This window comes from Pantoea sp. (assembly GCF_028283705.1).
In the GTDB taxonomy this organism is placed as follows: Bacteria; Pseudomonadota; Gammaproteobacteria; order Enterobacterales; family Enterobacteriaceae; genus Pantoea.
Map to the genome: position 1 here is coordinate 1 of NZ_JAPWKD010000005.1, position 22,198 is coordinate 22,198.

A 22,198-nucleotide genomic window follows, 5' to 3' on the forward strand; every position below is an offset into this window, starting at 1 on the left:
ACCCCCCCCCCCCCCCCCCCCCCCCCCCGCGCGTTCGCGGCCGCGACGCGTATCGACCGCGCGCGCCCCCCCCCCCCCCCCCCCCCCCCCCCCCCCCCCCCCCCCCCCCCCCCCCCCCCCCCCCCCCGCCCCCCCCGCGCGCCGCGCGCGCGCGCGCCGCCCCCCCCCCCCCCCCCCCCCCCCCGCGCCCGCCCGCGCGCGCGCGCGCGCCGCGCGCGCGCGCGCGCGCGCGCACGCGCGCGCGCGGGCGCGCGCGCGCGCCGCGCGCGCGGGGGGCGCGCGCGCGCGCGCGCGCGCCGCCGGGCGCGCGCGCGCGAGCGCGCGCGCGCGCGCGCGCCGCCGCCGCCGCCGCGCGCGCGCGCGCGGCGCGCACGCCGCGCGCGCGCGCCGCCGCCGCCGCCGCCGCCGCCGCCGCCGCGCGCGCGCGCGGGCAGGGGTTGGGCACACACACACACACACACACACACACACACACACACACACACACACACACACACACACACACACACCCCCCCCCCCCCCCCCCCCCCCCCCCCCCCCCCCCCCCCCCCCCCCCCCCCCCCCCCCCCCACCCCCCCCACACACACACACACACACACACACACACACACACCACACACACACACACACACACACACACACACACACACACACACACACACACACACACACACACACACACACACACACACACACACACACACACACACACACACACACACACACACACACACACACACACACACACACACACACACACACACACACACACACACACACACACACACACACACACACACACACACACACACACACACACCCACACACACACACACACACACACACACACACACACACACACACACACACACACACACACACACACACACACACACACACACACACACACACACACACACACACACACACACACACACACACACACACACACACACACACACACACACACACACACACACACACACACACACACACACACACACACACACACACACACACACACACACACACACACACACACACACACACACACACACACACACACACACACACACACACACACACACACACACACACACACACACACACACACACACACACACACACACACACACACACACACACACACACACACACACACACACACACACACACACACACACACACACACACACACACACACACACACACACACACACACACACACACACACACACACACACACACACACACACACAATAAGCTCCCAAAATTCTCATTCCTTCCTTCCAACCACGGCCCTGATCCCTCCATCTGGCCACCACTCCATGAAGAGACCTGTTCTGCTTGGCCGTTCTTGGGTTACTGGGGATTTCTGCGGCCCTCGCGCAGACCGCCAACAACCACGGCACCACCCAGTTCACCAGCCCGAATAATCTGGACAGCCAGATGACCAAGCAGATCCCCGGCGGCAAGCATCCTTCATCGTCTGGGACGGCCGCTTCGCCCCCCGTCCCTCCGGCGTCCTGTATGAGCTTTCCCAAAAGGGCCCCATCCTCATCTCCCTGGCCCCGCCCCAATACGGCATCGGCCAGCGTTTCCTGACCCCGAATCCGACCAAGCCCGAGCTGATCCCGACCGAGAACCCGCAGGGGCAGGATCGGGATTTCGGCGGCATCAAACTCTTCGGTTGGGACTTTGACCCCTTCCGACGGGTTTTTTCGTAAATTCTCCTTTGCCATCCCTGGCAAATCGGGCAGGCTAACCCGCTCGAATTCTTTAAATTTTTATGATCGCAGTCATTCGCACCGGTGGAAAACAGTATAAAGTCGCGGAGGGGGAAACCCCGACGTCGAACTCCTTGAAGCCAAGGACAACAAGATCACTCTGAGCGACGTCCTTCTGGTCGCCAACGGCTCCGACGTGAAGATCGGCAAGCCCCTCGTCTCCGGCGCCTCCGTCACCCTGGAGCTGGTCGAAGAGATCAAGGCCCCGAAGGTCACCGCCTACAAATACCGCCGCCGTGAGGGTTACCACCGCACCGTCGGCCACCGGCAGAAGCTCAGCCGCGTGAAGGTGACCAAGATCAACGTCTAATTCAGCAGGAGACCCTCAAATGGCACATAAAAAAGGTCAAGGCAGTTCCCGCAACGGCCGCGATGACATCCCTTGCTTCTCCTGCATCAGTTTGCATCCTGTCAGGAAAGTATAGATGGCATTATCCGGAGGTTTCGAAATAACAGGCAGAAAGATAAACGCGGCGGCTCATTTTAGATTTGAATCAATGTGTTGCGGTACTTACTCAGCATAGCGGCTAAACGGTTTCACCGGCTCGCCTTGCCGTTATTGCCTGGTGCCGGCATATTGCTGGAGTTTTTCCTGGTAAATTTCCAGCTCCTGCACACCGCTCAAAATAAACGCGCCGTTTATCATCACTGCGCGTCGAAATAACCCTCGTCCGCAGTGGCTCGCAGCTGACGGTGGTAAGCCGACAAATCAGCATTGATGGGGAATTCCCGCATTGCGTAATCGTTGATGACCGATAATCAGCGTCAGGGCGATACGGTATTTATTAATATCACCCGGGAACAGGTTGAGCAGCAGGAACAATTGCTGATAGAGCGCGGGCAGATGGTTTTCCCGGCGACGTGCCTGGTTAGTGGTCATGGCCGACACGGCCGCATACATAAAGCGGTTGAGCAGCTTACGTCCGGTACGTTCTTTCGATTTGTCGCGAATCAGCAGAATCACCATCATCGCCACAAAACAGCCAATGACCTGACCAAGTGCGTTATCGAGAAACACGTTGAACTCAAACTTCATCGGGTTATCGAGCACCAGCACGTTAATCGTACCGATCAGCGCCCCGAGCGTGCCGATTTGACGGCGCTGCACGAAGATGCCGCCAATAAAGCCCAGCAAACCAATGGCAATACACAGCAGCAACATGCTTTGCTGAGTGGCAGGCATAATGTAGATAAAGTACAGCGCACCCAGTGGTACCGCGACAGTCATACCGTACAAAAAGTCTTTCGCCATCATCAACGGGTTTGGCATACGCATCGCCAGTGCGGTGATTACCGCCAGCATCACCATACAACCGCTACCGGAAGTCCAGCCGGTATAGAGCCAGAACAGCGAGCCAAGCGCGGTAGCGACGAAAGTGCGCACGCCGTTAATCATCGCATGATGGGTTTCGGCAGAGCGGGCCTGAATCACCACTTCACGTTCAAGGATGCCCTCTTCCAGCGTGGTGATACGGCTGTTACTTTTCACACCATTAATCAACAGCAGATATTCAGTCGCGGCCCCAACCCAACTGGCCAGCGTCAGTGGCGAGGTTTTACTGCTGACACCAATCACCCGACGCATAATCTTCATACGCTTGTGGACATCATCAACACTGCTGACTTCTTTCTCGATCAACAGGCGATATTGCGGCGGAATATAATCCGCATGTGAATTCTGGATCAGGAAGGTTTCGGCCGCCTGGGTAATCAACGTTAACGACAGCGTGTTCAGCATCTGCAAACGGCGGTTGCTGTTCTGCCAGCGCGATGATTCCATCATCAGTTGGCTGCGCATGCTGTTCAATGCGGTGGTACGGCGTACCAGCGCGCTCCAGGCTCTATCGACTTCGTCTTTATCACCGTGAGCAACGCACAGTTGCAGCAATTTGTACTGTGCCACCAGCAACGCATCCACTTCCTGGTCGATGACTTTTTTAATCGATCGCGGTGAGAAAATCATGTCCGCCAGAATGGCGCAGAGAATACCCAGTACAATTTCGCTGCAACGTTCCACCGCGAACTGCGGTGCCAGCGTCAGCCCCCCGCTGGCATCGGCGGTGACGACAATAATCAGCGCAGTGTAGCCAGCCAGACCGAGGGCATAGGAATTTTCGACTTTGATCAGCGAAGAGAGCCAGACGCAAAGCCCGGCCCACAGGCAGCACAACAGCAGCATCACTACGGGCGCACGTACTGTCGCGATCATAATGGTCAGAGCCGCAATACAGCCGATGAAGGTGCCGATAATACGCAGAATGCCGCGGTAACGCAGCGCGCCGGAGTAGGGATCCCCCCCGGCGGCAAAGGCGGTGCCACCCGCCACAATCCCGGCAGTCATCACTGCCCAACGCGGCGTTTCCAGATTGAAGTGAAAGCCAATCATCAGCGCGGCGACCAGCGCAAACGTCAGCTTCACCGGGAAACGCAGGAACTCAATCATATCGCCCTCTTAACCAAACTCACGCAGGCGATTGAAAAACTGGGTCATTGGTGAGACTTTCGTCTGGCGATCTTTATCACCGGTGATCACCACGGTCGCAGTGGTACCCGCCGGGAAGCGATTACCTGGCTGATCATCAAGATGAATACGTACCGGTACACGCTGCGCCAGACGCACCCATTCCAGATTGGAATCGACCGTAGCCATACCTTTGCTATCGACGCTGCTGCTGCTGTTGGTGACACCCGCCGCGATGCTATCGACGGTGCCGCGCAGCACGGTGTTGCTACCCAGCGGCGTGATTTCGGCACGGAAGCCCGGACGTACGCCATCCAGCTTGGTCTCTTCCATATAAGCCATCACATAGAATGAATGCTGTTGCACCAGCGCGACGGCAACGGAGCCACGCGTGATGAACTCGCCTTCATACACATTGAGGTTGGTGACCCAGCCGTCAGACGGTGCTTTGATGGTGGTGCGATCAAGATCGATCACCGCCAGATCGCGCGTCGCGATGGCTTTCGCCAGTTGATGCTCGGTGGTGGTCAGGTCGTTGTTCGCCTGATCGATAGCCTCACGCGACATCGCACTGGTGCCGAGCTGATTACGGCGTGCAGCTTCACGACGTTTTTCGTTAGCCACCGCCTGGTAATACTCAACGTCGGCCTGGGCCTGATCCAGCGCCATCTGGTAACGCGGACGATCAACCACGAACAGCGTGTCGCCCTTCTTCACCAGTTGGTTATCATGGACCGGCACATCGGTGATCAAACCGGTGACATCCGGAGAGATCGCCACGACATCGGCGGAGAATTTTGCATCACGCGTCCACGGGGATTCGGTGTAGAACACCCAGGCGCGGAAGATGATCACGATAGCGATGACAACCAGCAGGAGAGTAATCGCGTAGCGCGCGATTTTTCTTATTAGCGCTTTCACTTAAAACCTCAGACGAATAGACGGGATACAAGGTAAAACACACAGCAGTACAACGCTGTGTTAAAAAGTGCCGGATGCCAGACCAGATCATACAATCCACTTGGCGTCAGCACGCGTTTCACCAGCCAGAACAGCGCCAGCGAAACAATCAGTTCAATGAAGATGGGCGGGAAAGACAACCCAAATACGACAAATACCGGAAGCACACTCATTACGGTTCCTTAGTTCGACCTTGCCGGATTGCACCGATACCTGCCCGTACGCCACAAAACACGACGGGTTGATGATAGTGGGATGACGGGTAGACTGATGGCAACATTCAGGCCGTTTGAGCTAATCATAGCGTATCATCTGACAAACACGGACAGATTTGCTGCCATGTTCAGGTGCGGTGAAAAGACCCAGCGTGCGTATAGTAACGCGCTTGACTATACGTTTTCTACATATTGTGAGCTAAATCACTTTTTAGCCAGAGTAAACAATGGAACGACTTAAAGGCATGTCCATCTTCGCCAAAGTGGTTGAATTAGGTTCCTTTACCGCCGCGGCACGTCAGCTTCATCTTAGCGTTTCGTCTATCAGCCAGATAGTCGCGAAACTGGAAGATGAGCTACAGGTCAAACTGCTGAATCGCAGCACCCGCAGCATTGGGCTGACCGAAGCGGGCAGAATCTATTATCAGGGCTGCCGCCGCATGCTGGCAGAGGCGATGCAGGTGCACGAGCAGCTGTATGCCTTCAACAACACGCCGATTGGTATTTTACGCATCGGCAGCTCCTCTACAATGGCGCAAAATGTCCTCGCCGATATGACCGGCGACATGCTACGCGAATATCCGGGGTTGAGCGTCAATTTAGTCACCGGCATCCCGGCACCGGATCTCATCGCCAATGGACTGGACCTGGTGATACGCGTGGGTGAGTTGCAGGACTCCAGCCTGTTCTCGCGTCGGCTGGGGGCCATGCCGATGGTGGTGTGCGCGGCGAAAAGTTATCTGGCACAGCAGGGAGTGCCGGAAAAACCGAGCGAAATCGATAATCTTTCGTGGCTGGAATACAGCGTACGGCCAGATAACACCTTTGAACTGATTGCACCGGAAGGATTGGTAACACGTCTGACGCCGCAGGGGCGCTTCGTCACCAATGATTCGCTGACGCTGATTCGCTGGCTGAAAGCCGGATGTGGCATCGCTTATGTGCCACTGATGTGGGTGATTAACGAGATTAACACCGGCGAGATCGATATTGTGTTTCCGCAGTATCAGTCGGCACCGCGACCGGTGTACGCGTTATATACCGAAAAGGATAAGCTGCCGCTGAAAGTGCAGGTGTGTATTGATTATCTGACCGAGTATTTTAAACGGGTGGCGCGCCAGTATCAGCAGCACCGTAAAAGTTAACAACCCGCCGGATGGCGGGTTGTTGCAGGATGATCAGGCGGTTCCGCCGACAGTAAGCTTGTCCAGCTTCAGCGTCGGCTGACCCACGCCAACCGGTACGCTCTGTCCTTCTTTACCGCAGACGCCAACGCCTTTATCCAGCGCCAGATCGTTGCCCACCATCGAAATTTGCTGCATGGCTTCGATACCGGAGCCAATCAGCGTGGCACCTTTCACCGGTTTGCTCACTTTACCGTTCTCAATCAGATAGGCTTCCGAGGTTGAGAACACAAACTTACCGGAGGTGATATCCACCTGGCCGCCGCCAAAGTTCGGGGCGTACAGACCATATTCCACACTTTCAATGATGTCCTGCGGCGTGGATTTGCCTGCCAGCATATAGGTGTTGGTCATACGCGGCATTGGCAGGTGAGCATAGGATTCACGACGGCCATTCCCGGTAGGATTGACGCCCATCAGACGCGCATTGAGTTTGTCCTGCATGTAGCCTTTCAGCACCCCGTTTTCGATCAATACGTTGTACTGACCCGGTACACCTTCATCGTCCACCGCCAGCGAACCACGCAGACCTTCGATGGTGCCATCATCCACTACGGTACACAGCTCAGACGCCACCAGCTGCCCTATTTTGCCGCTGAACACCGAGGTCGCACGACGGTTAAAGTCGCCTTCCAGACCGTGACCGACCGCTTCATGCAGCAACACACCAGGCCAGCCAGCACCCAGCACCACGGGCAGTGTCCCCGCCGGTGCCGCAACGGCTGACAGATTAACCAGTGCCATACGGACCGCTTCACGCGCCCAGGCATCCGCGCGCACATCGCCGCTTTCATCGGCCAGGAAGAAGTCATAACCGGTACGGGCACCGCCGCCGCTGGAGCCGCGCTCACGCTTGCCCCGGTCTTCCACCTGTACGCTGATAGACAGACGCACCAACGGACGTACATCGGCAGCCAGTGTGCCATCGGTAGCCGCCACCAGCACCTGCTCGTAAACCCCGGTCAGACTGGCGTTCACTTCCTGCACACGTGGGTCAGCGGCGCGCGCCACCTTATCAACACGATGCAGCAAAGCGATTTTGTCTTCACGCGTCAGGCTGTCCAGTGGGTTCACCGCTGCGTACAGTGAACGGTTGATCACCGCCGATAAGGTATGGGCTTTGCCATTACCTTGCTCACGCACGATGCTGCGTGCGGCTTCAGCCGACTGACGCAACGCGTTCAGGGTGATTTGGTCTGCATAGGCAAAACCGGTTTTCTCACCGCTTACCGCGCGAACGCCAACGCCCTGGTCGATATGGTAAGAGCCATCTTTGATGATTTTGTCTTCCAGCACCCAGGATTCATGGAAGCTGGACTGAAAATAGAGATCGGCATAATCCAGACGACGTTCTGAAAGCTGCCCTAACAGGGAAAAAAGGTCCTGCTGATTAATGCTGTTCGCAGTTAGCAACTGCTCACTTACCAGATTCAGAGTCATCGTTTCTCACTCAGTATTTGCTCGGATACTTCATAGCCTGCGGTAATTCCCCGACGGCGTCAAATTCACTTCTTGTCGTTTTCACGCGGTTTGCGCAGCACTTCATTGATTTCCGGCTTATCCAGTGGTCCGCTGATGTGATAGCGCAGCAGCGAGATTTTGTTCCACACGGGCCCCAGCACCTTACTGGCGGCGAAAACCGCGGCACCGACCACCGGGTTGATCACAAAAGCGGTCGCCACGCCTACCGAAGCCGAAATTTCCGGTGCCACTACGGCTTCCATATCGATCTCGCGTTTCACAAGGTCAACTTTACCCTGCATGGCGATATCCGCTTCGAGACCATCAACCAACAGGTTATCGGTATGCATCACGCCGTTTTCAATCCACGCCGTGCCATTAATTGAATCGAAAAAGAAGCCCTGGCCGAAGGTATCACTGAAATCGAAACGCAACTTACGCAGCAGGGCGTCAAAGCTCATCAGCCGCAGCAGCTGACCAGCACGACCGGTACTGACATCCGCAATCTGGCCTTTGCCGAAATGTGATTTCAGCGTACCGCTTAAGGTTGGCTCAGAGGGCTGCCAGGGTGCGGAGCGCCAGTGTAAATCATAATCGATTTTAAACGGTGCATCGCGCAGCGGCGTGTTCACACCAAACCAGTTAGTAGCGTCGTTGATGTTGTTACCGCTCAGCGTTCCTTTCAGCGAGGTGCGCTGCTCACCGGGTTTATTGACCCATTCCCCGTTGACGCTCAGCTTCGAGCTGCCGGTATCCACCGAACCGTTAGTGAGTGCTAACGTATCACCATGGGGTTGCAGCAACGCCTGCATATGGCCAAACTTCTGCCCGCGTAGCCAGCACTCCTGGCAGCTCAGTTGCAGCGCTGGCCAGTTGGTGAAATTGATGTTGGTATCGCTACCGAACGGTGATGCTGTGCCATCCTTGCTCTCCGCCCATTCCGGGTTGTAGTAAAGATAGCTGAGGGCGATCTGCCAGGGCGCATTCTGTGCAGTTTTCAGACTGCCACGCGCTTCACGGCTGTCGAGCTGCACATCGGTATTCCCGGTCGGCCCCTGGGTCACGGTAGCACTGAGATCATGCCATTGCTGGCCTGCCAGCCGCAGCGCCGGGGTATGCAACGTAACATCCCCCGGCAGTAGCGCGCCGCCAATACTGGTTTCGCCCTGCGCATTGCGCGAGCCGCCCGATCCAGCCAGCAGCCCCATCCAGGCCTCACCGTCCATCTCAGGTAAATTCAGCACCATGCCGCGATTTTCAGGCAGTTTCGGCGTCGTTTTGGCATCGTTCAGCCAGATACCGCGATCGACCCGCAGCTGTGGCTCCAGCAGCCAGCGGCTGTTAAAACGATGATGCCCCAGCACACTACCGCTGAGATCAAATCCGCGCAGGTCACCGCTGGCAGCAATGGTAATCGGCAGCGCGGAACCTGCGCTCTTATCCAGCGGAGCCGGTAAGCGACTGCTTACTTCTTTGCCATCGCCTTGCAAATCTATTTTGTAGCTTGCGCCACCTTTATTCGGCAGGGTGATATCGACATTGCCCTGCCAGGGCAGATTGCCACTCAGCTGGCTGGTGAGGGTCGACGGCAGCACCTTTAACTTCGCCAGCTGCCAGTCACCCAGCAACTTCACATTGACGCCAAAGTTATCCGGGTTCTCCTGGGTGCTGAAGCTGACGCCAACCGGCTGTCCGAACCAGTTTGCCTGCATCTCTTCACTCTGCAGATTGCCGTTGTTATAACGGAAACGCCCGGTGAGGTTGTTCAGTGTGGTGTTCAGCGGCTTGATATGCAGGCTATTATTGTTCATCACCACGTTGCCGCTGGCATGAACCAGTTCACCATTCAGCGGAATATCGAGGTTGAGCTGACCACGAACATTGCCTTTGATCTGTAGCTGTTGCAGCGCTGCCCCCAGCGATGGCTTGAGGGGGGTGAGTTCGAAGTAATCCCCAATCTGCTTACCTTCACCACTCAGGTCGCCATCAATGATCAGCTTCTCTTTCAGGTAATCCGGGATTACCGCGCTGATATTGCGCGCATCCACCTCTCCCAGCTTCGCCTGATTGGCTTTCATCCACAGACCGTCGTTGACAAAATCGAGATCGATGTCGAGATTGTTAATCGCTGGCCAGCCGGGTTGGAATTGATAGGTGGCATGACGCAGCGGCACCCAGACTTCAAACATGCCGTCGTTGTGGCGGAAGGGAAACAGCGTCGGATCACCGGCAAACAGCAGCGTGGCGTTATCAACCTGCCCACCTTTAATCGCGTTGCTGAGATAGTCCGTCAGGCCATGGCCCATCAGCGGTTCCGGGAAATAACGCCAGGCATCGCCCGCATCGGTCACGCGAATCCCCGCCAGAATATCCAGCCGTGGCGCTTTGCCGAGGTTCTGCTGATAGAGGAAATCGCCGCGCGCCCAGAGCGAACGCGCCTTCACATCCAGCTGATGGCCATCCAGCGTCAGGCCATTATCATCATGCCGCCAGTTGAGCTTGCCGGTGATTTGCTGGATTTGTAACGGTGCCTGGAACATATCACCGTAAGGAACCTCGGCCTGCCCCATCGCCACATCCAGCTGACCATTGCTGAGGCTGCCACTGGCGTTACCACTCAGTTTGCTGATGCCCGGCAACAGTTCCCAGTGCTGCCAGCTTAAATCACGCCATTGGGCCTGCAAGCGGGTTTGTTCGGGTTGCTGTAAGGGGATATCCAGCGCCAGCGCATCGATGTAGCCCTGCGGTTGTAGTGCGCGCCAATTGTCGAACAGCGTTGGCGAGAGTGGCGAGAACAGCGGTATCAGTGGCGCAAGACGTTGCAGATCCAACTGGGTGGCGCGCACGCGGATTTCCGGCGCACTGCTGGCACCCAGCAATTGTTGATCTTCGGGTTTCCATAGCAGCGAGAAATGCCCCGGTTGCCAGGCAACCCCATCGGTGCTGAGACGAGTTTGCGGCACGGACACCATCCAGCCATTCTGGAAACGGGACAGGTGGGCGGTTAAACCATCCACCTGCAACTGATGATCACCCTGTTCGCCACGCCAGCGTGCACCGCCCTGCCGCAGCAGCAAATCACCGGCATAAACATCGCCATCACGCAGATTTACCCATGCGGCGAGGCTGAAACGCGCGCTTTCGAGGCTGGTGTTATCGCGCAGCCAGCGACCGATCCACGGACGCACATCGACATCATCCGCCTGCATCCAGATACGCCCGGTATCGAGCAGGCCGTTGTTGTCATTAAGATCGAGACGAACCTGCACCACGCCATGCTGGCCGGTAAAGCTCGACAGGCTCACTTCACCTTCAGCGCGATGACGTGTTTTTTCATTCAGCCAGGTGAGACGGGGGATCGCCAGCTCGGCGTGTTGCCCGGAAGGGGTCAGAAAACGGATGCTGCTATCACGCAGGTCGAAATGATCGAACTGACGCAGAAAGAGTTCGTTGATCTGCGTCGGCTTGAAACTGTTTTTCTGTTCATCGCTGGTGAGCAACTGACGATTGAGTTCGACGTGCATCTGCCAGAAGGTGAGATCGCGAAACTGCCAGCGCCACTGAAAAAGTGACTGCCAGATATTGAGTGCCAGATTGACGCGACCAATGCTCAACTGCCCGGCGTCTTGCATGGCAATATGCAGATCGCGCACCTGCAACGTGGGGCCGAAATTTTCCCAGCTACCCTGCAGCTCGCTGGCCTGCACCGGCACGCCTGTGGTGCGGGAGATGACCTGCAAAATGTCGCTGCGGTAGCTGTTGAGATGCGGCATGACGAGGCGCAACCCGCTGACCAGCAGCGCCACAATAACGATGATTGTGGCGAGTAGCAGTAACAAAATCCTCGGCAACCGCCTCACACACCTCTCCTTGTTTTCCGCCGGATTACGGATCAATACCTCTCAAGCCCTGACCGTTATCAATGCGGAACAATCGGGTCGAAAACGCATATTACCCCAAAAAAGGGGCTATTTTTAGCCCGGTTCCATGACAAAACGTCGTGCAAGGCCAGCATAAACAAGAAAAATTACATCATCACCACGTCAAACTGCTCCTGAGTGTAAAGCGGTTCAACATGGACTTTCACCTGTTTGCCCACAAATATCTCCACTTCGGCTAACGCGTGGGACTCATCACTTTTCAGCGCTTCCCCCACCGCCGGAGAGACGTACACCAGGAAGCGGTCAGAATCGTAGGCATGGTGCACACGCACAATCTCACGCATGATTTCATAGCAGACGGTTTCCACCGTCTTCAGCGTGCCGCGTCCTTTACATACCGGGCAATCGGCACACAACACATGCTCGATGCTTTCGCGCGTGCGTTTACGCGTCATTTCCACCAGCCCAAGCGCCGAGAAACCATTGATCCCGGTTTTCACCCGATCTTTGCTGAGCGCGCTTTCCAGCGAATGCAACACACGGCGGCGGTGGTCATCATTACTCATGTCGATAAAATCGATAATGATGATGCCACCCAGATTACGCAGCCGAAGCTGGCGGGCAATCGCCTGAGTGGCTTCGATATTGGTGTTGAAAATGGTTTCGTCCAGATTGCGATGGCCAACAAACGCACCGGTATTGATATCGATGGTGGTCATCGCTTCAGTCTGATCGATGATCAGATAACCGCCAGACTTCAGTTCAACTTTGCGATCGAGCGAACGCTGAATCTCGTTTTCCACGTCGTAGAGATCGAAAATCGGCTGTTTACCGCTGTATAACTCCAGCTTACTGGCCATCTCCGGGATGTATTCGCCGGTAAATTCCACCAGCAGATCGCAGGTCAGGCGGGAATCCACCCGGATGCGATCCAGCGCCGCGCCGGCAAAATCACGCAACACACGCTGTGCCAGCGCCAGTTCGCCATAAAGCAGGCAACGCGTCAGGTTGCGCTTCTTACGTTCACTGACTTTGGTCCACAGACGCTTGAGAAATGCGGCATCCTGCGCCAGCTCTTCTTCGCCAATCCCTTCGGCGGCAGTGCGAATAATAAAACCACCAAGATCGTCGCAGTAGGCGGCAACCACCGCTTTCAGACGTTCGCGCTCGGCTTCACTTTCGATACGCTGGGAGACGCCAACGTGCGAGGCACCCGGCATAAACACCAGATAACGCGACGGCAGCGTGATGTCAGTGGTGAGGCGTGCGCCTTTGGTGCCGAGGGGATCTTTCACCACCTGCACCATTAAATCCTGCCCCTGGCGTACCAGCTCGGCAATATCGCGCACGTTGAAATTCTTTTGTTCATCACCCGCGACACATTCGGTGTGCGGCATGATGTCAGAAGCGTGCAGAAAAGCCGCTTTGTCGAGGCCAATGTCAACAAATGCCGCCTGCATACCCGGCAGCACGCGACTGACGCGTCCTTTGTAGATGTTGCCTACAATGCCGCGGCGCGCTTCGCGCTCGATGTGGATTTCCTGCAAAATGCCGCCATCAATATAGGCGACGCGTGTCTCCGAGGGTGTCACATTTACCAGCAGTTCAGCCGTCATCTTGTCCCCTTAGCGCACGCAGTGACTGAAAATTGCTGAGCAACTCACCGGTCTCAACCAGCGGTAATCCCACCACTGCGTGATAGCTTCCATTAATTTTGCGCACGAAGTTCCCGCCCATGCCCTGTATCCCGTAAGCGCCGGCTTTATCCATCGGTTCGCCACTGGCGATATAGTGCGCAATTTCTTCCGCCGTGATCTTGCGGAAGGTCACGTCTGTGACCACCAGACAATCCAGTTGCTGCCGGGGGTCGGCCAGCGCCACTGCGGTCATCACCTGATGTGTCTGCCCGGATAGCTTACTCAGCATGCGGGTCGCGTGAGCCGCATCGGCCGGTTTTTCCAGCACTTCACCATTAAGTACCACGATGGTATCAGCACCCAGCACTGGCAAATCCTGCGGGGCCACAGCCACCCCGGCAAGCGCTTTATCGATTGCCAGACGACGTACATAAACCTCAGCGGCTTCCGCTGGCAGACGTTGTTCTTCCACATGGGTGACCAGACGTTCAAATTGCAGGCCAAGCTGCGTCAACAGCTCACGTCGACGCGGTGAACCGGAAGCCAGGTACAGGGTTATCATAGTTTTCCTTACTGAACAGCGAACTGACGACGAATCTTTCTCATTAATAAGAATAGCCAGGGCCAGAGAATGCCGTCGACAACGCTACTCCAGAAGATTTCCGGACGAAAGGAGACATTAATCACCAAAAATTCCGCCCAGAAAACAATAACATCCACCGCCAGTGACAGCACCATAACCATTAATGCCTGCTGCCACAACGCTAAGTTACGGAAAAGCTGGAATTTAAAGGCGACCAGGTAGGCGATGATACTCAATGCCAGCGCACGCACGCCCAGCGTTGAACCAGCCACCAGATCCATGATGGCACCCAGTACAAAGCCGGTGCCAACATTAACCCGATGTGGCAACGCCAGCACCCAGTAGATGAGGATCAACAAAAGCCATGATGGCCGGAACATGTAGAACTGTTCTGGCCAGGGCATGATTTGCAGGATGAGGGCAATCAGGAAGGACAGCCAGATAACCCATCGGCCCTGGCTGCGATATCGACTCAAGGCTGGCCTCCACGCGTGTTCGCCGGTGTTACCTGCGAACTGCTGCCATTGCTGGCAGGCGCGGGTGGTCCCATTTGCTGACTGCCGGGCGCGGGCGGCCCCATCTCACCGGCTGGCGGTAAGACCTGTGGCATCATCTGCATTAAACGTTCATTGGCAACACGGTGCACTTCATCTGGCGCCATTGGCATATCGCCATTACGATCCGCTCCCCACAGCAGCAACAGATAACGCAGACGCTGCAGACCCGCAGTCGGGCGTGCCTGGATAACGGTATACGCACGCTGCGTATCCACTTTCACCGATGACACCACGGCAACCGGATAGCCTTCCGGGAAACGACCACCCAGACCCGAGGTGACCAGCACATCACCCACACGAATGTCGGTATTGCCTGGCAGATGCTCAAGTTGCAAATCTTCATTACAGCCGTTACCGGCCGCAATCACGCGGATATCATTACGCAGCACCTGGATCGGCAACGCATGGGAGGCGTCACAGATCAACAGCACACGGCTGGTCACCTGGCCTACCGCCACCACCTGCCCCACGACACCTTTATCGCTGATCACCGGCTGGCCTTCGTAAACGCCGTTTACGCTGCCTTTGTCGATAACCACCTGATCGGTGTAGGGATCGGTACCGGTGGAGATCACCTGCGTCACCATCTTGTGCTCATCCTGGCGTAACGGTGAGCCGAGCAGCTCGCGCAGACGCGCGTTCTCCTGCTTGTATTGCCCCAGCATCAGCAGGTCGCTGTTCTTCAGAAAGAGTTCACGACGCAGTGCTTTGTTTTCCAGTTCCAGCTGCTGGCGCGAAGCCAGCGTGGCGGAAACGCCGTCAAGAAGCTCTCTTGGCCCGTTAGCCAGGAAGTAAAATGGACTGACCGATGTGTCCAGGTAGTTGCGAATCTGGGAAAAGGAGGCCACGCGGCTATCGGCGATAATAATCGCGATGGCCACAATGACTGCCAGAAAGAGGCGCAACTGCAGGGATGGCCCCCTGCTAAAAATCGGCTTCATAAAATCTGCGTGTTCCTCGACATCAGGGAAGAAGCGCGGGTCCTAAAACCTGCGCCTCCAGGGCTGGACGCATCGTGCCGTCATGCGCAGCGTCGTCATCGGCGCTCATTCCCTGCGCAATTTGACCACGGCCTCAGCCGATGAGGATTTACTCCTCGCTGAACAAATCGCCGCCATGCATGTCGATCATTTCCAACGCCTTACCACCGCCACGCGCTACGCAAGTCAGCGGGTCTTCGGCCACGACCACCGGAATGCCGGTTTCTTCCATCAGCAGGCGATCGAGGTTACGCAGCAGTGCGCCACCACCGGTCAGCACCATGCCACGCTCGGAGATGTCGGAAGCCAGTTCCGGCGGGCACTGCTCCAGCGCCACCATCACCGCACTCACGATACCGGTCAGCGGTTCCTGCAGCGCTTCCAGAATTTCATTGGAGTTCAGCGTAAAGCCGCGCGGCACACCTTCAGCCAGATTACGACCACGAACTTCGATTTCACGGACTTCATCGCCCGGATACGCAGAACCGATCTCATGCTTAATACGCTCAGCGGTTGCTTCACCGATCAGCGAGCCGTAATTACGGCGTACATAATTAATGATAGCTTCATCGAAGCGGTCACCACCAATACGCACTGAAGAGGAGTAAACCACACCGTTCAGAGAGATAACGGCAACTTCAGTGGTACCACCACCGATATCCACCACCATCGAACCGGTCGCTTCTGATACCGGCAGACCGGCACCGATCGCAGCGGCCATCGGTTCTTCAATCAGAAACACTTCGCGCGCACCTGCGCCCTGCGCAGATTCACGGATAGCACGACGCTCAACCTGGGTTGCACCCACCGGCACACACACCAGCACACGCGGGCTGGGGCGCATAAAACTGTTGCTGTGCACTTGTTTAATAAAGTGCTGCAACATTTTTTCGGTGACAAAGAAGTCTGCAATTACACCGTCTTTCATCGGGCGAATTGCAGCGATATTGCCCGGCGTACGGCCAAGCATCTGTTTGGCGTCATGACCAACGGCGGCAACGCTCTTTGGGGATCCGGCACGATCCTGACGAATGGCAACCACGGAAGGCTCGTTCAGCACGATGCCCTGTCCTTTTACATAAATCAGGGTATTCGCGGTACCCAGGTCAATGGACAAGTCATTGGAAAACATGCCACGAAATTTTTTAAACATACTAAGGGATAATCCTGCAAGCTGGGGGCGGAAAATAAAATCCGCCTACTTTACCAACCACGCGAAGCCGCTACAAGGCGCAAAAACGTTCCGCTTCGGTGAAAAAATATGCTAGCTAATTTTTACAGCAGTGTATGCTGCGGTTCGCTAAGGAAAAATGGCGCAAAGCCGCCGCTTTCAGTGCTTTTCGCCCCGCAAGCGCAGGCGATTTTCGACATAAAATCTAACATTTCCAGCATAGCTGCTGGCCGGCATCATTCAGGTTTACAGCGTAAAACAACCATGAGCGCCGCCATCGGCTAATTAACGGCTAAATTCGATAACGTTGTGAATGTTTTTTCACATTACTGTTTACCGGCAGCGAGGGAGCAAAGAAATCGCCCTGACCACCAGCAACCCCCAATCCAGCCAGCATTTGCCACTCCGCACGCGTACGTACACCGGCAGCGAAAACCTGAGTGGGTGTGGACTTACACACCTCCAGCAGGCTTTGTACAAACAACTGATTTTCCGTGCGTCGTTCAATATTACGTACCAGACCGGGGTCCAGTTTGATTAATTCCACCGGAAATTGCTTGATATAAGCGCTGCTCACCACCGTTAATCCCGCCTGATTGACAGCGATGCGACAACCAAATGCACTGAGCATCCTGAAAATCGGCACTAAGCGGTTGATGTGTTGACAAACATCCGCTTCGGCAAGTTCAAATAAAAAACGTTTTCTTTGCGATTTGCTGCATTGCAGCAGCAATTTTTGCAGCCAGCGCTGAAAAGGTCGCTGTAATAACGAATCAATATTCACCGGCAGCGCCAGGGTTTCATCAGGCCACATCTCGGTTAATGCAGCGATACGGGTCACCATCTGACGATCCCAGCTATCGGCCATCCCCAACTGCTGCACCAGTGGCATGAACTCGGCAGACACCACCTCTTTGTCACCATCAAAGATACGTGCCAGCATCTCCCGATGATGGACTTTGCCATCCAGCATGACGGCGGGTTTCTGATACAAACGGGGGCCACCGCGGCTCTGGGTATTTTCCAGCAGCGTTCGCCAGCGTACGCTGCCACGCCCCATATCCAGCGGGTTACCCTCGCCGATTGACCAGTTGTTCCCCCCCTGCAGGGCAGCGCGACGCGTGGCCATTTCCACGTTTTCCATCACCTGTGGCACGCTGAGTCCGCTGCGCCAGGCGCTGATACCGATATGGATCAGATCATCACGATCCACCATGCGCATCGGCGGCAGAGAATCCACGGCATTGATCAGCTGATCGGCAATATTGTTGGCTTCTTTAAGGGTTCGGTGCGGCAGCAGCACGGCGAAGTCACTGCGGAAATAACGCGCCAGCAGCGCGCCGGGATAACGCAACACGAAGGTGGACAACATATTAATGAGATCAAACAGGTATTCTTCGGCCAGCGCCGGACCGAGGGTTTCATACTGCGTCTCCAGGTCGGGCAGGCGCACCATCATGACCACACCGTGGGTGCCAACATCTTCCTGATCTTCCAGCAGGGTGGCCAGCTGGTTATCGAAGAACAGACGATTATTTAACCCAGTGCGCGAATCCTGCGCGGCAAAAGTACGAATCAGGGTGTCGATGCGCAGTCGCTGCTCACCCGCCTCCAGCAAATCATGCAACAGAAGATCGATAGCGTGACTGGCCTTAGGTGGCCACTCCACTTCTTCATTGTCCCTGGCCTGGCGGTCACCCGCCAGGATACGCTCCGAACGCGCTTCCAGCCGCTCCATATTACGCCAGTGGCTATTCAGCCAGCGATGCGTCATCACCAGCAGTGAAGCCATGATCATCACCACGGTCAAAATGACCACCAGCGTATAAGCCCCGGTGAAGGAGCGAAACCAGGTCTTAGCCGGATCGAGCACCACCACGCGCAGCATCATGCCAGATGAATGCGCCAGCGGCAGATCGAACTGGATAAAGCGGTTTGGCTCATCTTCCAGCATCGGGTTTTCATGGCGGGCCAGACGAAACAACGTACGCTCGCCGTCGTGTAGCTCCAGCTGTTCGGCATTAATCACTGGCATAATGCGCGACAGCCATTGCGTCAGATCCTGTGGCGATTGGGTGATTAAGGCTTTGTCCACTTCGGTTGCCAGGGTTTGTACGCGGGTTTCAACCCGCTGCTGCGACAACCAGACAAAACTAAAAGCACAGCCCACCAGCATCAGCAACATCGCCAGTAAGCTTAATAATGTAATAAACGCAGAAAACTTCGTGGTTAATCGCATCCCTGTGCCTGTATTACTGCGGTTATGAATGAAAAAGAACCGGCGGCACCAGCCTCACTGGCGCAAACCTGAGCAAAATAGCATAAATCACCGCCTGAAACAGTGTTCATCCATCATCGCGACCTATACAGAGACGAGTATAACGATAAACATGGAAGTCCTGACTTTCACATGATTTTTTTCGTCCTATTCTCAAGATAAGCGCAGCCAGGAAATTTCACATTTTACGGCTCTTTCTGGCGCAGATTACCGGGTTTGCTCATGCTTGCCTTAAACATTCAGCCGGAGAATTCCATGAAGCCGAAGCATTTCCTTTCTGAAGCCGATGTGACGCCAGAAAGTATCTTCAATATGCAACGTCGTCAGGTGCTGAAAGCCCTTGGCCTGGGTGCTGCCGCAGCCAGCTTCCCGCGTATAGCGCAGGCCGATGTTCTCAGTTGGTTTAAAGGGAATGATCGCCCTGCCGCACCAGCCGGGAAAGCGCTGCAATTCAGTAAGCCGCCCGCCTGGCAGGCAGATTTACCCCTCACCCCGTTTGATAAGGTCGCTGGCTACAATAACTTCTATGAATTTGGCCTTGATAAGGCCGATCCGGCAGCGAATGCCGGGACGCTGAAGACCGATCCCTGGCAGCTGCGTATTGAAGGCGAAGTGGCAAAACCCATTACGCTGGATATGGATGACATCTTTAAACGTTTTGCGATGGAGCAACGTATCTACCGTATGCGCTGTGTTGAGGCCTGGTCAATGGTGATCCCCTGGGTGGGATTTGAACTGAACAAACTGCTGAAACTGGCGGAGCCCACCAGCAATGCGCGTTTTGTGGCGTTTCAAACGCTCTATGCCCCGGATCAAATGCCGGGCCAGAAAGATCGCTTTATTGGCGGCGGGCTGGATTATCCCTATGTCGAAGGATTACGCATGGATGAAGCGATGCATCCCCTGACCCTGCTCAGCACTGGCGTATATGGCAAAGCGCTGCCACCACAAAATGGCGCGCCGATCCGTCTGACCGTACCGTGGAAATACGGTTTCAAAGGCATTAAATCGATCGTCAAAATTACCCTGACTCACGATCAGCCCCCTACCACCTGGAATCAAATCGCCGCCAATGAATATGGCTTTTATGCCAATGTAAACCCGCATGTCGATCATCCACGCTGGTCGCAGGCGACAGAGCGTTTTATTGGTCCGGGGGGCATTCTGAAGGTGGAGCGCCAGCCAACGCTGCTGTTTAACGGCTATGCCAAAGAAGTGGCATCGCTCTATCACGGGCTGGATTTACGGGAGAATTATTGAGTGCGTCTGACATTACGCCACATTACTTGGCTGAAAGTGGTGCTGCACCTGGCGGCGTTTCTGCCGCTGGTGTGGCTATTTTTTGCCGCCAATCAGGGTTGGTTAAGCGCCGATCCGGCCAAAGATATCCAGCATTTTACCGGCAGAATGGCGCTTAAACTGTTGCTGGCGACGTTGCTGGTGAGTCCCTTAACGCGCTTCGCCAAACAACCCCTGCTGATTCGCACCCGTCGCATGCTCGGTCTGTGGTGCTTCGCCTGGGCCTGTCTGCATCTACTAAGTTATTATCTGCTGGAATTAGGGGTCAATAATCTGCGATTGCTCGGCAGTGAGTTGATATCCCGCCCCTATCTGACGCTGGGTATTATCTGCTGGCTGGTGCTGTTCGCGCTGGCAATCACCTCCTTTCAGCGCGCGCAGCGTAAACTGGGACGTCGCTGGCAAACTCTGCACAATGGTATCTATCTGGTGGCGATCCTCGCGCCCATTCACTATCTTTGGTCAGTTAAAGTCCTGTCACCACAGCCGCTGATTTATGCGTTGCTGGCTCTGCTACTATTGGGCTGGCGTTACAATAAGTTGCGAAAACTCTTCTCCCGATAATTTCTGCACGGTTGTCTTCCTGCTGCGATTTCTGTTAAAAGGTGTGGCCTGCTGGCCGCATCCGATCATCTTCGCAGATAAGACCAGTATTTTGCTGCGAATTGCGACGAAACGGATATAATGCCCGGCTTTATTGCAAGTGAAGTCTTCTTTTTCACTCGGAAGAGTGACAAAGGAAGATTGTCGCGGTATTTTACGCGATGCCTGAATAATTGCAGGAGATAGCAGCAAGATGGCGCATAACTTTCACATACTGCTTTTGAACGGACCCAACCTGAATATGCTGGGAACGCGTGAGCCTGAGAAGTATGGTCATACCACGCTGGCGCAAATTGTCAGCGATCTGACGCAACAGGCTGACCAGCACCATGTGAAATTGAGTCATTTGCAATCGAACGCGGAGTTTCAGTTGATCGATCGTATTCACGAGGCCCAGGGCAATGTGGATTACATCATCATCAATCCAGCGGCATTCACGCACACCAGCGTCGCGCTGCGTGATGCTCTGCTGGCGGTAAACATTCCCTTTATCGAGGTGCATCTGACCAATGTGCATGCACGCGAACCGTTCCGCCATCACTCCTATCTTTCCGATGTATCTGCCGGTGTCATCTGTGGACTTGGCGCTGACGGATACTCGTGGGCTTTACAAACGGCCGTAAAACGCCTGACACATTCCAATTAAACAGAGTACGGAACCACACTCATGGATATTCGTAAAATTAAGAAACTGATCGAACTGGTTGAAGAGTCTGGCATCGCTGAGCTGGAAATCTCTGAGGGCGAAGAGTCCGTTCGTATCAGCCGTTCACCTGCCAATGTCGGTTATCCTATGATGCAGCAGGCTTATGCTGCACCTGCACCGCAGGTAGCCCCTCTGGCTGCTGCGGTTGCCCCTGCTGCTGCTGCACCGGTTGCGGAAGCCGCTAAACCGGAAATCAGCGGCCACATCGTGCGTTCACCGATGGTAGGCACCTTCTATCGCACCCCAAGCCCGGACGCGAAAGCCTTTATCGAAGTCGGCCAGAAAGTTAACGCCGGCGACACCCTGTGCATCGTTGAAGCGATGAAAATGATGAACCAGATCGAAGCCGACAAATCCGGCGTTGTGAAAGCGATTCTGGTGGAAAGTGGCCAGCCGGTTGAATTTGACGAGCCGCTGGTTGTCATCGAATAACGA

General features: G+C 55.7%; 15 protein-coding genes and 2 pseudogenes. 6 read left to right on the forward strand and 11 right to left on the reverse strand.

Annotated features, from left to right (window positions below):
• The first annotated feature begins 1,789 nt into the window (after positions 1-1,789).
• A pseudogene (gene rplU / locus PW844_RS03355) lies at positions 1,790-2,097 on the forward strand (50S ribosomal protein L21).
• Positions 2,098-2,270: 173 nt separating this feature from the next.
• On the opposite strand, the pseudogene aaeB reads toward rplU, so the two are convergent.
• From aaeB to aaeX, 3 genes and pseudogenes are all read right to left on the reverse strand, one after another.
• Positions 2,271-4,230, reverse strand: a pseudogene (aaeB, locus tag PW844_RS03360) (p-hydroxybenzoic acid efflux pump subunit AaeB).
• A gap of 9 nt (positions 4,231-4,239) precedes the next feature.
• Positions 4,240-5,169, reverse strand: a complete 930-nt coding sequence (gene aaeA, locus PW844_RS03365; RefSeq protein WP_299447247.1) for a p-hydroxybenzoic acid efflux pump subunit AaeA — start codon at positions 5,167-5,169, stop codon at positions 4,240-4,242.
• 8 nt (positions 5,170-5,177) lie between these two features.
• Positions 5,178-5,381 carry a p-hydroxybenzoic acid efflux pump operon protein AaeX gene (aaeX, locus tag PW844_RS03370; RefSeq protein ID WP_013510717.1) on the reverse strand — a complete coding sequence of 68 codons (204 nt, stop codon included), beginning with the start codon at positions 5,379-5,381 and terminating at the stop codon, positions 5,178-5,180.
• A gap of 269 nt (positions 5,382-5,650) precedes the next feature.
• Between aaeX and aaeR the strand changes: the two genes are divergently transcribed.
• Positions 5,651-6,568 (forward strand): HTH-type transcriptional activator AaeR, encoded by a 918-nt coding sequence (gene aaeR / locus PW844_RS03375; protein WP_299447253.1) that lies wholly within the window; start codon positions 5,651-5,653, stop codon positions 6,566-6,568.
• Between the two features lie 33 nt (positions 6,569-6,601).
• On the opposite strand, the gene tldD is transcribed toward aaeR, so the two are convergent.
• From tldD to csrD, 8 genes are all read right to left on the reverse strand, one after another.
• Complete coding sequence (gene tldD, locus PW844_RS03380) at positions 6,602-8,047, reverse strand: metalloprotease TldD (protein WP_299447256.1); 1,446 nt, start codon at positions 8,045-8,047, stop codon at positions 6,602-6,604.
• Between the two features lie 65 nt (positions 8,048-8,112).
• Positions 8,113-11,928 (reverse strand): AsmA2 domain-containing protein YhdP, encoded by a 3,816-nt coding sequence (yhdP, locus tag PW844_RS03385; RefSeq protein ID WP_299447259.1) that lies wholly within the window; start codon positions 11,926-11,928, stop codon positions 8,113-8,115.
• A 167-nt stretch (positions 11,929-12,095) separates the two neighbouring features.
• Positions 12,096-13,565 (reverse strand): ribonuclease G, encoded by a 1,470-nt coding sequence (gene rng / locus PW844_RS03390; protein ID WP_299447262.1) that lies wholly within the window; start codon positions 13,563-13,565, stop codon positions 12,096-12,098.
• Entirely contained in the window at positions 13,555-14,148 is a 594-nt protein-coding gene (locus PW844_RS03395; protein WP_299447265.1) for a nucleoside triphosphate pyrophosphatase, read from the reverse strand. The genes rng and PW844_RS03395 overlap by 11 nt, the downstream gene beginning before the upstream one ends.
• Before the next feature lie 8 nt (positions 14,149-14,156).
• The gene (mreD, locus tag PW844_RS03400; RefSeq protein ID WP_084877224.1) at positions 14,157-14,645 is read right to left on the reverse strand and encodes a rod shape-determining protein MreD; all 489 of its coding nucleotides are present in this window, start codon (positions 14,643-14,645) and stop codon (positions 14,157-14,159) included.
• Positions 14,642-15,667 carry a rod shape-determining protein MreC gene (gene mreC, locus PW844_RS03405; RefSeq protein ID WP_299447272.1) on the reverse strand — a complete coding sequence of 342 codons (1,026 nt, stop codon included), beginning with the start codon at positions 15,665-15,667 and terminating at the stop codon, positions 14,642-14,644. Before mreC ends, mreD begins: the two co-directional genes overlap by 4 nt.
• 148 nt (positions 15,668-15,815) lie before the next feature.
• Positions 15,816-16,859: a rod shape-determining protein MreB gene (gene mreB / locus PW844_RS03410; RefSeq protein WP_003855260.1), complete on the reverse strand. Its 1,044-nt coding sequence runs from the start codon at positions 16,857-16,859 to the stop codon at positions 15,816-15,818.
• 310 nt (positions 16,860-17,169) lie between these two features.
• Positions 17,170-19,116, reverse strand: coding sequence for an RNase E specificity factor CsrD (gene csrD, locus PW844_RS03415; protein WP_299447283.1), 1,947 nt, complete (start codon positions 19,114-19,116; stop codon positions 17,170-17,172).
• Positions 19,117-19,410: 294 nt separating this feature from the next.
• Here csrD and msrP point away from each other — a divergent pair, with 294 nt between their 5' ends.
• The 4 genes from msrP (at position 19,411) to accB (ending at position 22,195) form a co-directional block, all read left to right on the forward strand.
• Positions 19,411-20,415 carry a protein-methionine-sulfoxide reductase catalytic subunit MsrP gene (msrP, locus tag PW844_RS03420; protein ID WP_084877232.1) on the forward strand — a complete coding sequence of 335 codons (1,005 nt, stop codon included), beginning with the start codon at positions 19,411-19,413 and terminating at the stop codon, positions 20,413-20,415.
• Positions 20,416-21,018 carry a protein-methionine-sulfoxide reductase heme-binding subunit MsrQ gene (gene msrQ, locus PW844_RS03425; RefSeq protein WP_299447288.1) on the forward strand — a complete coding sequence of 201 codons (603 nt, stop codon included), beginning with the start codon at positions 20,416-20,418 and terminating at the stop codon, positions 21,016-21,018. It abuts the gene before it with no gap.
• A gap of 232 nt (positions 21,019-21,250) precedes the next feature.
• Positions 21,251-21,703: a type II 3-dehydroquinate dehydratase gene (gene aroQ, locus PW844_RS03430; protein WP_299447291.1), complete on the forward strand. Its 453-nt coding sequence runs from the start codon at positions 21,251-21,253 to the stop codon at positions 21,701-21,703.
• A 21-nt stretch (positions 21,704-21,724) separates the two neighbouring features.
• Positions 21,725-22,195: an acetyl-CoA carboxylase biotin carboxyl carrier protein gene (gene accB / locus PW844_RS03435; RefSeq protein ID WP_299447294.1), complete on the forward strand. Its 471-nt coding sequence runs from the start codon at positions 21,725-21,727 to the stop codon at positions 22,193-22,195.
• The last annotated feature ends 3 nt before the right edge of the window (positions 22,196-22,198 follow it).

Bases quoted from the DNA above. Each gene is read 5' to 3' on its own strand.
- aaeX (WP_013510717.1), bottom strand. From the start codon at position 5,381: ATGAGTGTGCTTCCGGTATTTGTCGTATTTGGGTTGTCTTTCCCGCCC.
- aaeR (WP_299447253.1), top strand. From the start codon at position 5,651: ATGGAACGACTTAAAGGCATGTCCATCTTCGCCAAAGTGGTTGAATTA.
- tldD (WP_299447256.1), bottom strand. From the start codon at position 8,047: ATGACTCTGAATCTGGTAAGTGAGCAGTTGCTAACTGCGAACAGCATT.
- rng (WP_299447262.1), bottom strand. From the start codon at position 13,565: ATGACGGCTGAACTGCTGGTAAATGTGACACCCTCGGAGACACGCGTC.
- PW844_RS03395 (WP_299447265.1), bottom strand. From the start codon at position 14,148: ATGATAACCCTGTACCTGGCTTCCGGTTCACCGCGTCGACGTGAGCTG.
- mreC (WP_299447272.1), bottom strand. From the start codon at position 15,667: ATGAAGCCGATTTTTAGCAGGGGGCCATCCCTGCAGTTGCGCCTCTTT.
- mreB (WP_003855260.1), bottom strand. From the start codon at position 16,859: ATGTTTAAAAAATTTCGTGGCATGTTTTCCAATGACTTGTCCATTGAC.
- csrD (WP_299447283.1), bottom strand. From the start codon at position 19,116: ATGCGATTAACCACGAAGTTTTCTGCGTTTATTACATTATTAAGCTTA.
- msrP (WP_084877232.1), top strand. From the start codon at position 19,411: ATGAAGCCGAAGCATTTCCTTTCTGAAGCCGATGTGACGCCAGAAAGT.
- aroQ (WP_299447291.1), top strand. From the start codon at position 21,251: ATGGCGCATAACTTTCACATACTGCTTTTGAACGGACCCAACCTGAAT.
- accB (WP_299447294.1), top strand. From the start codon at position 21,725: ATGGATATTCGTAAAATTAAGAAACTGATCGAACTGGTTGAAGAGTCT.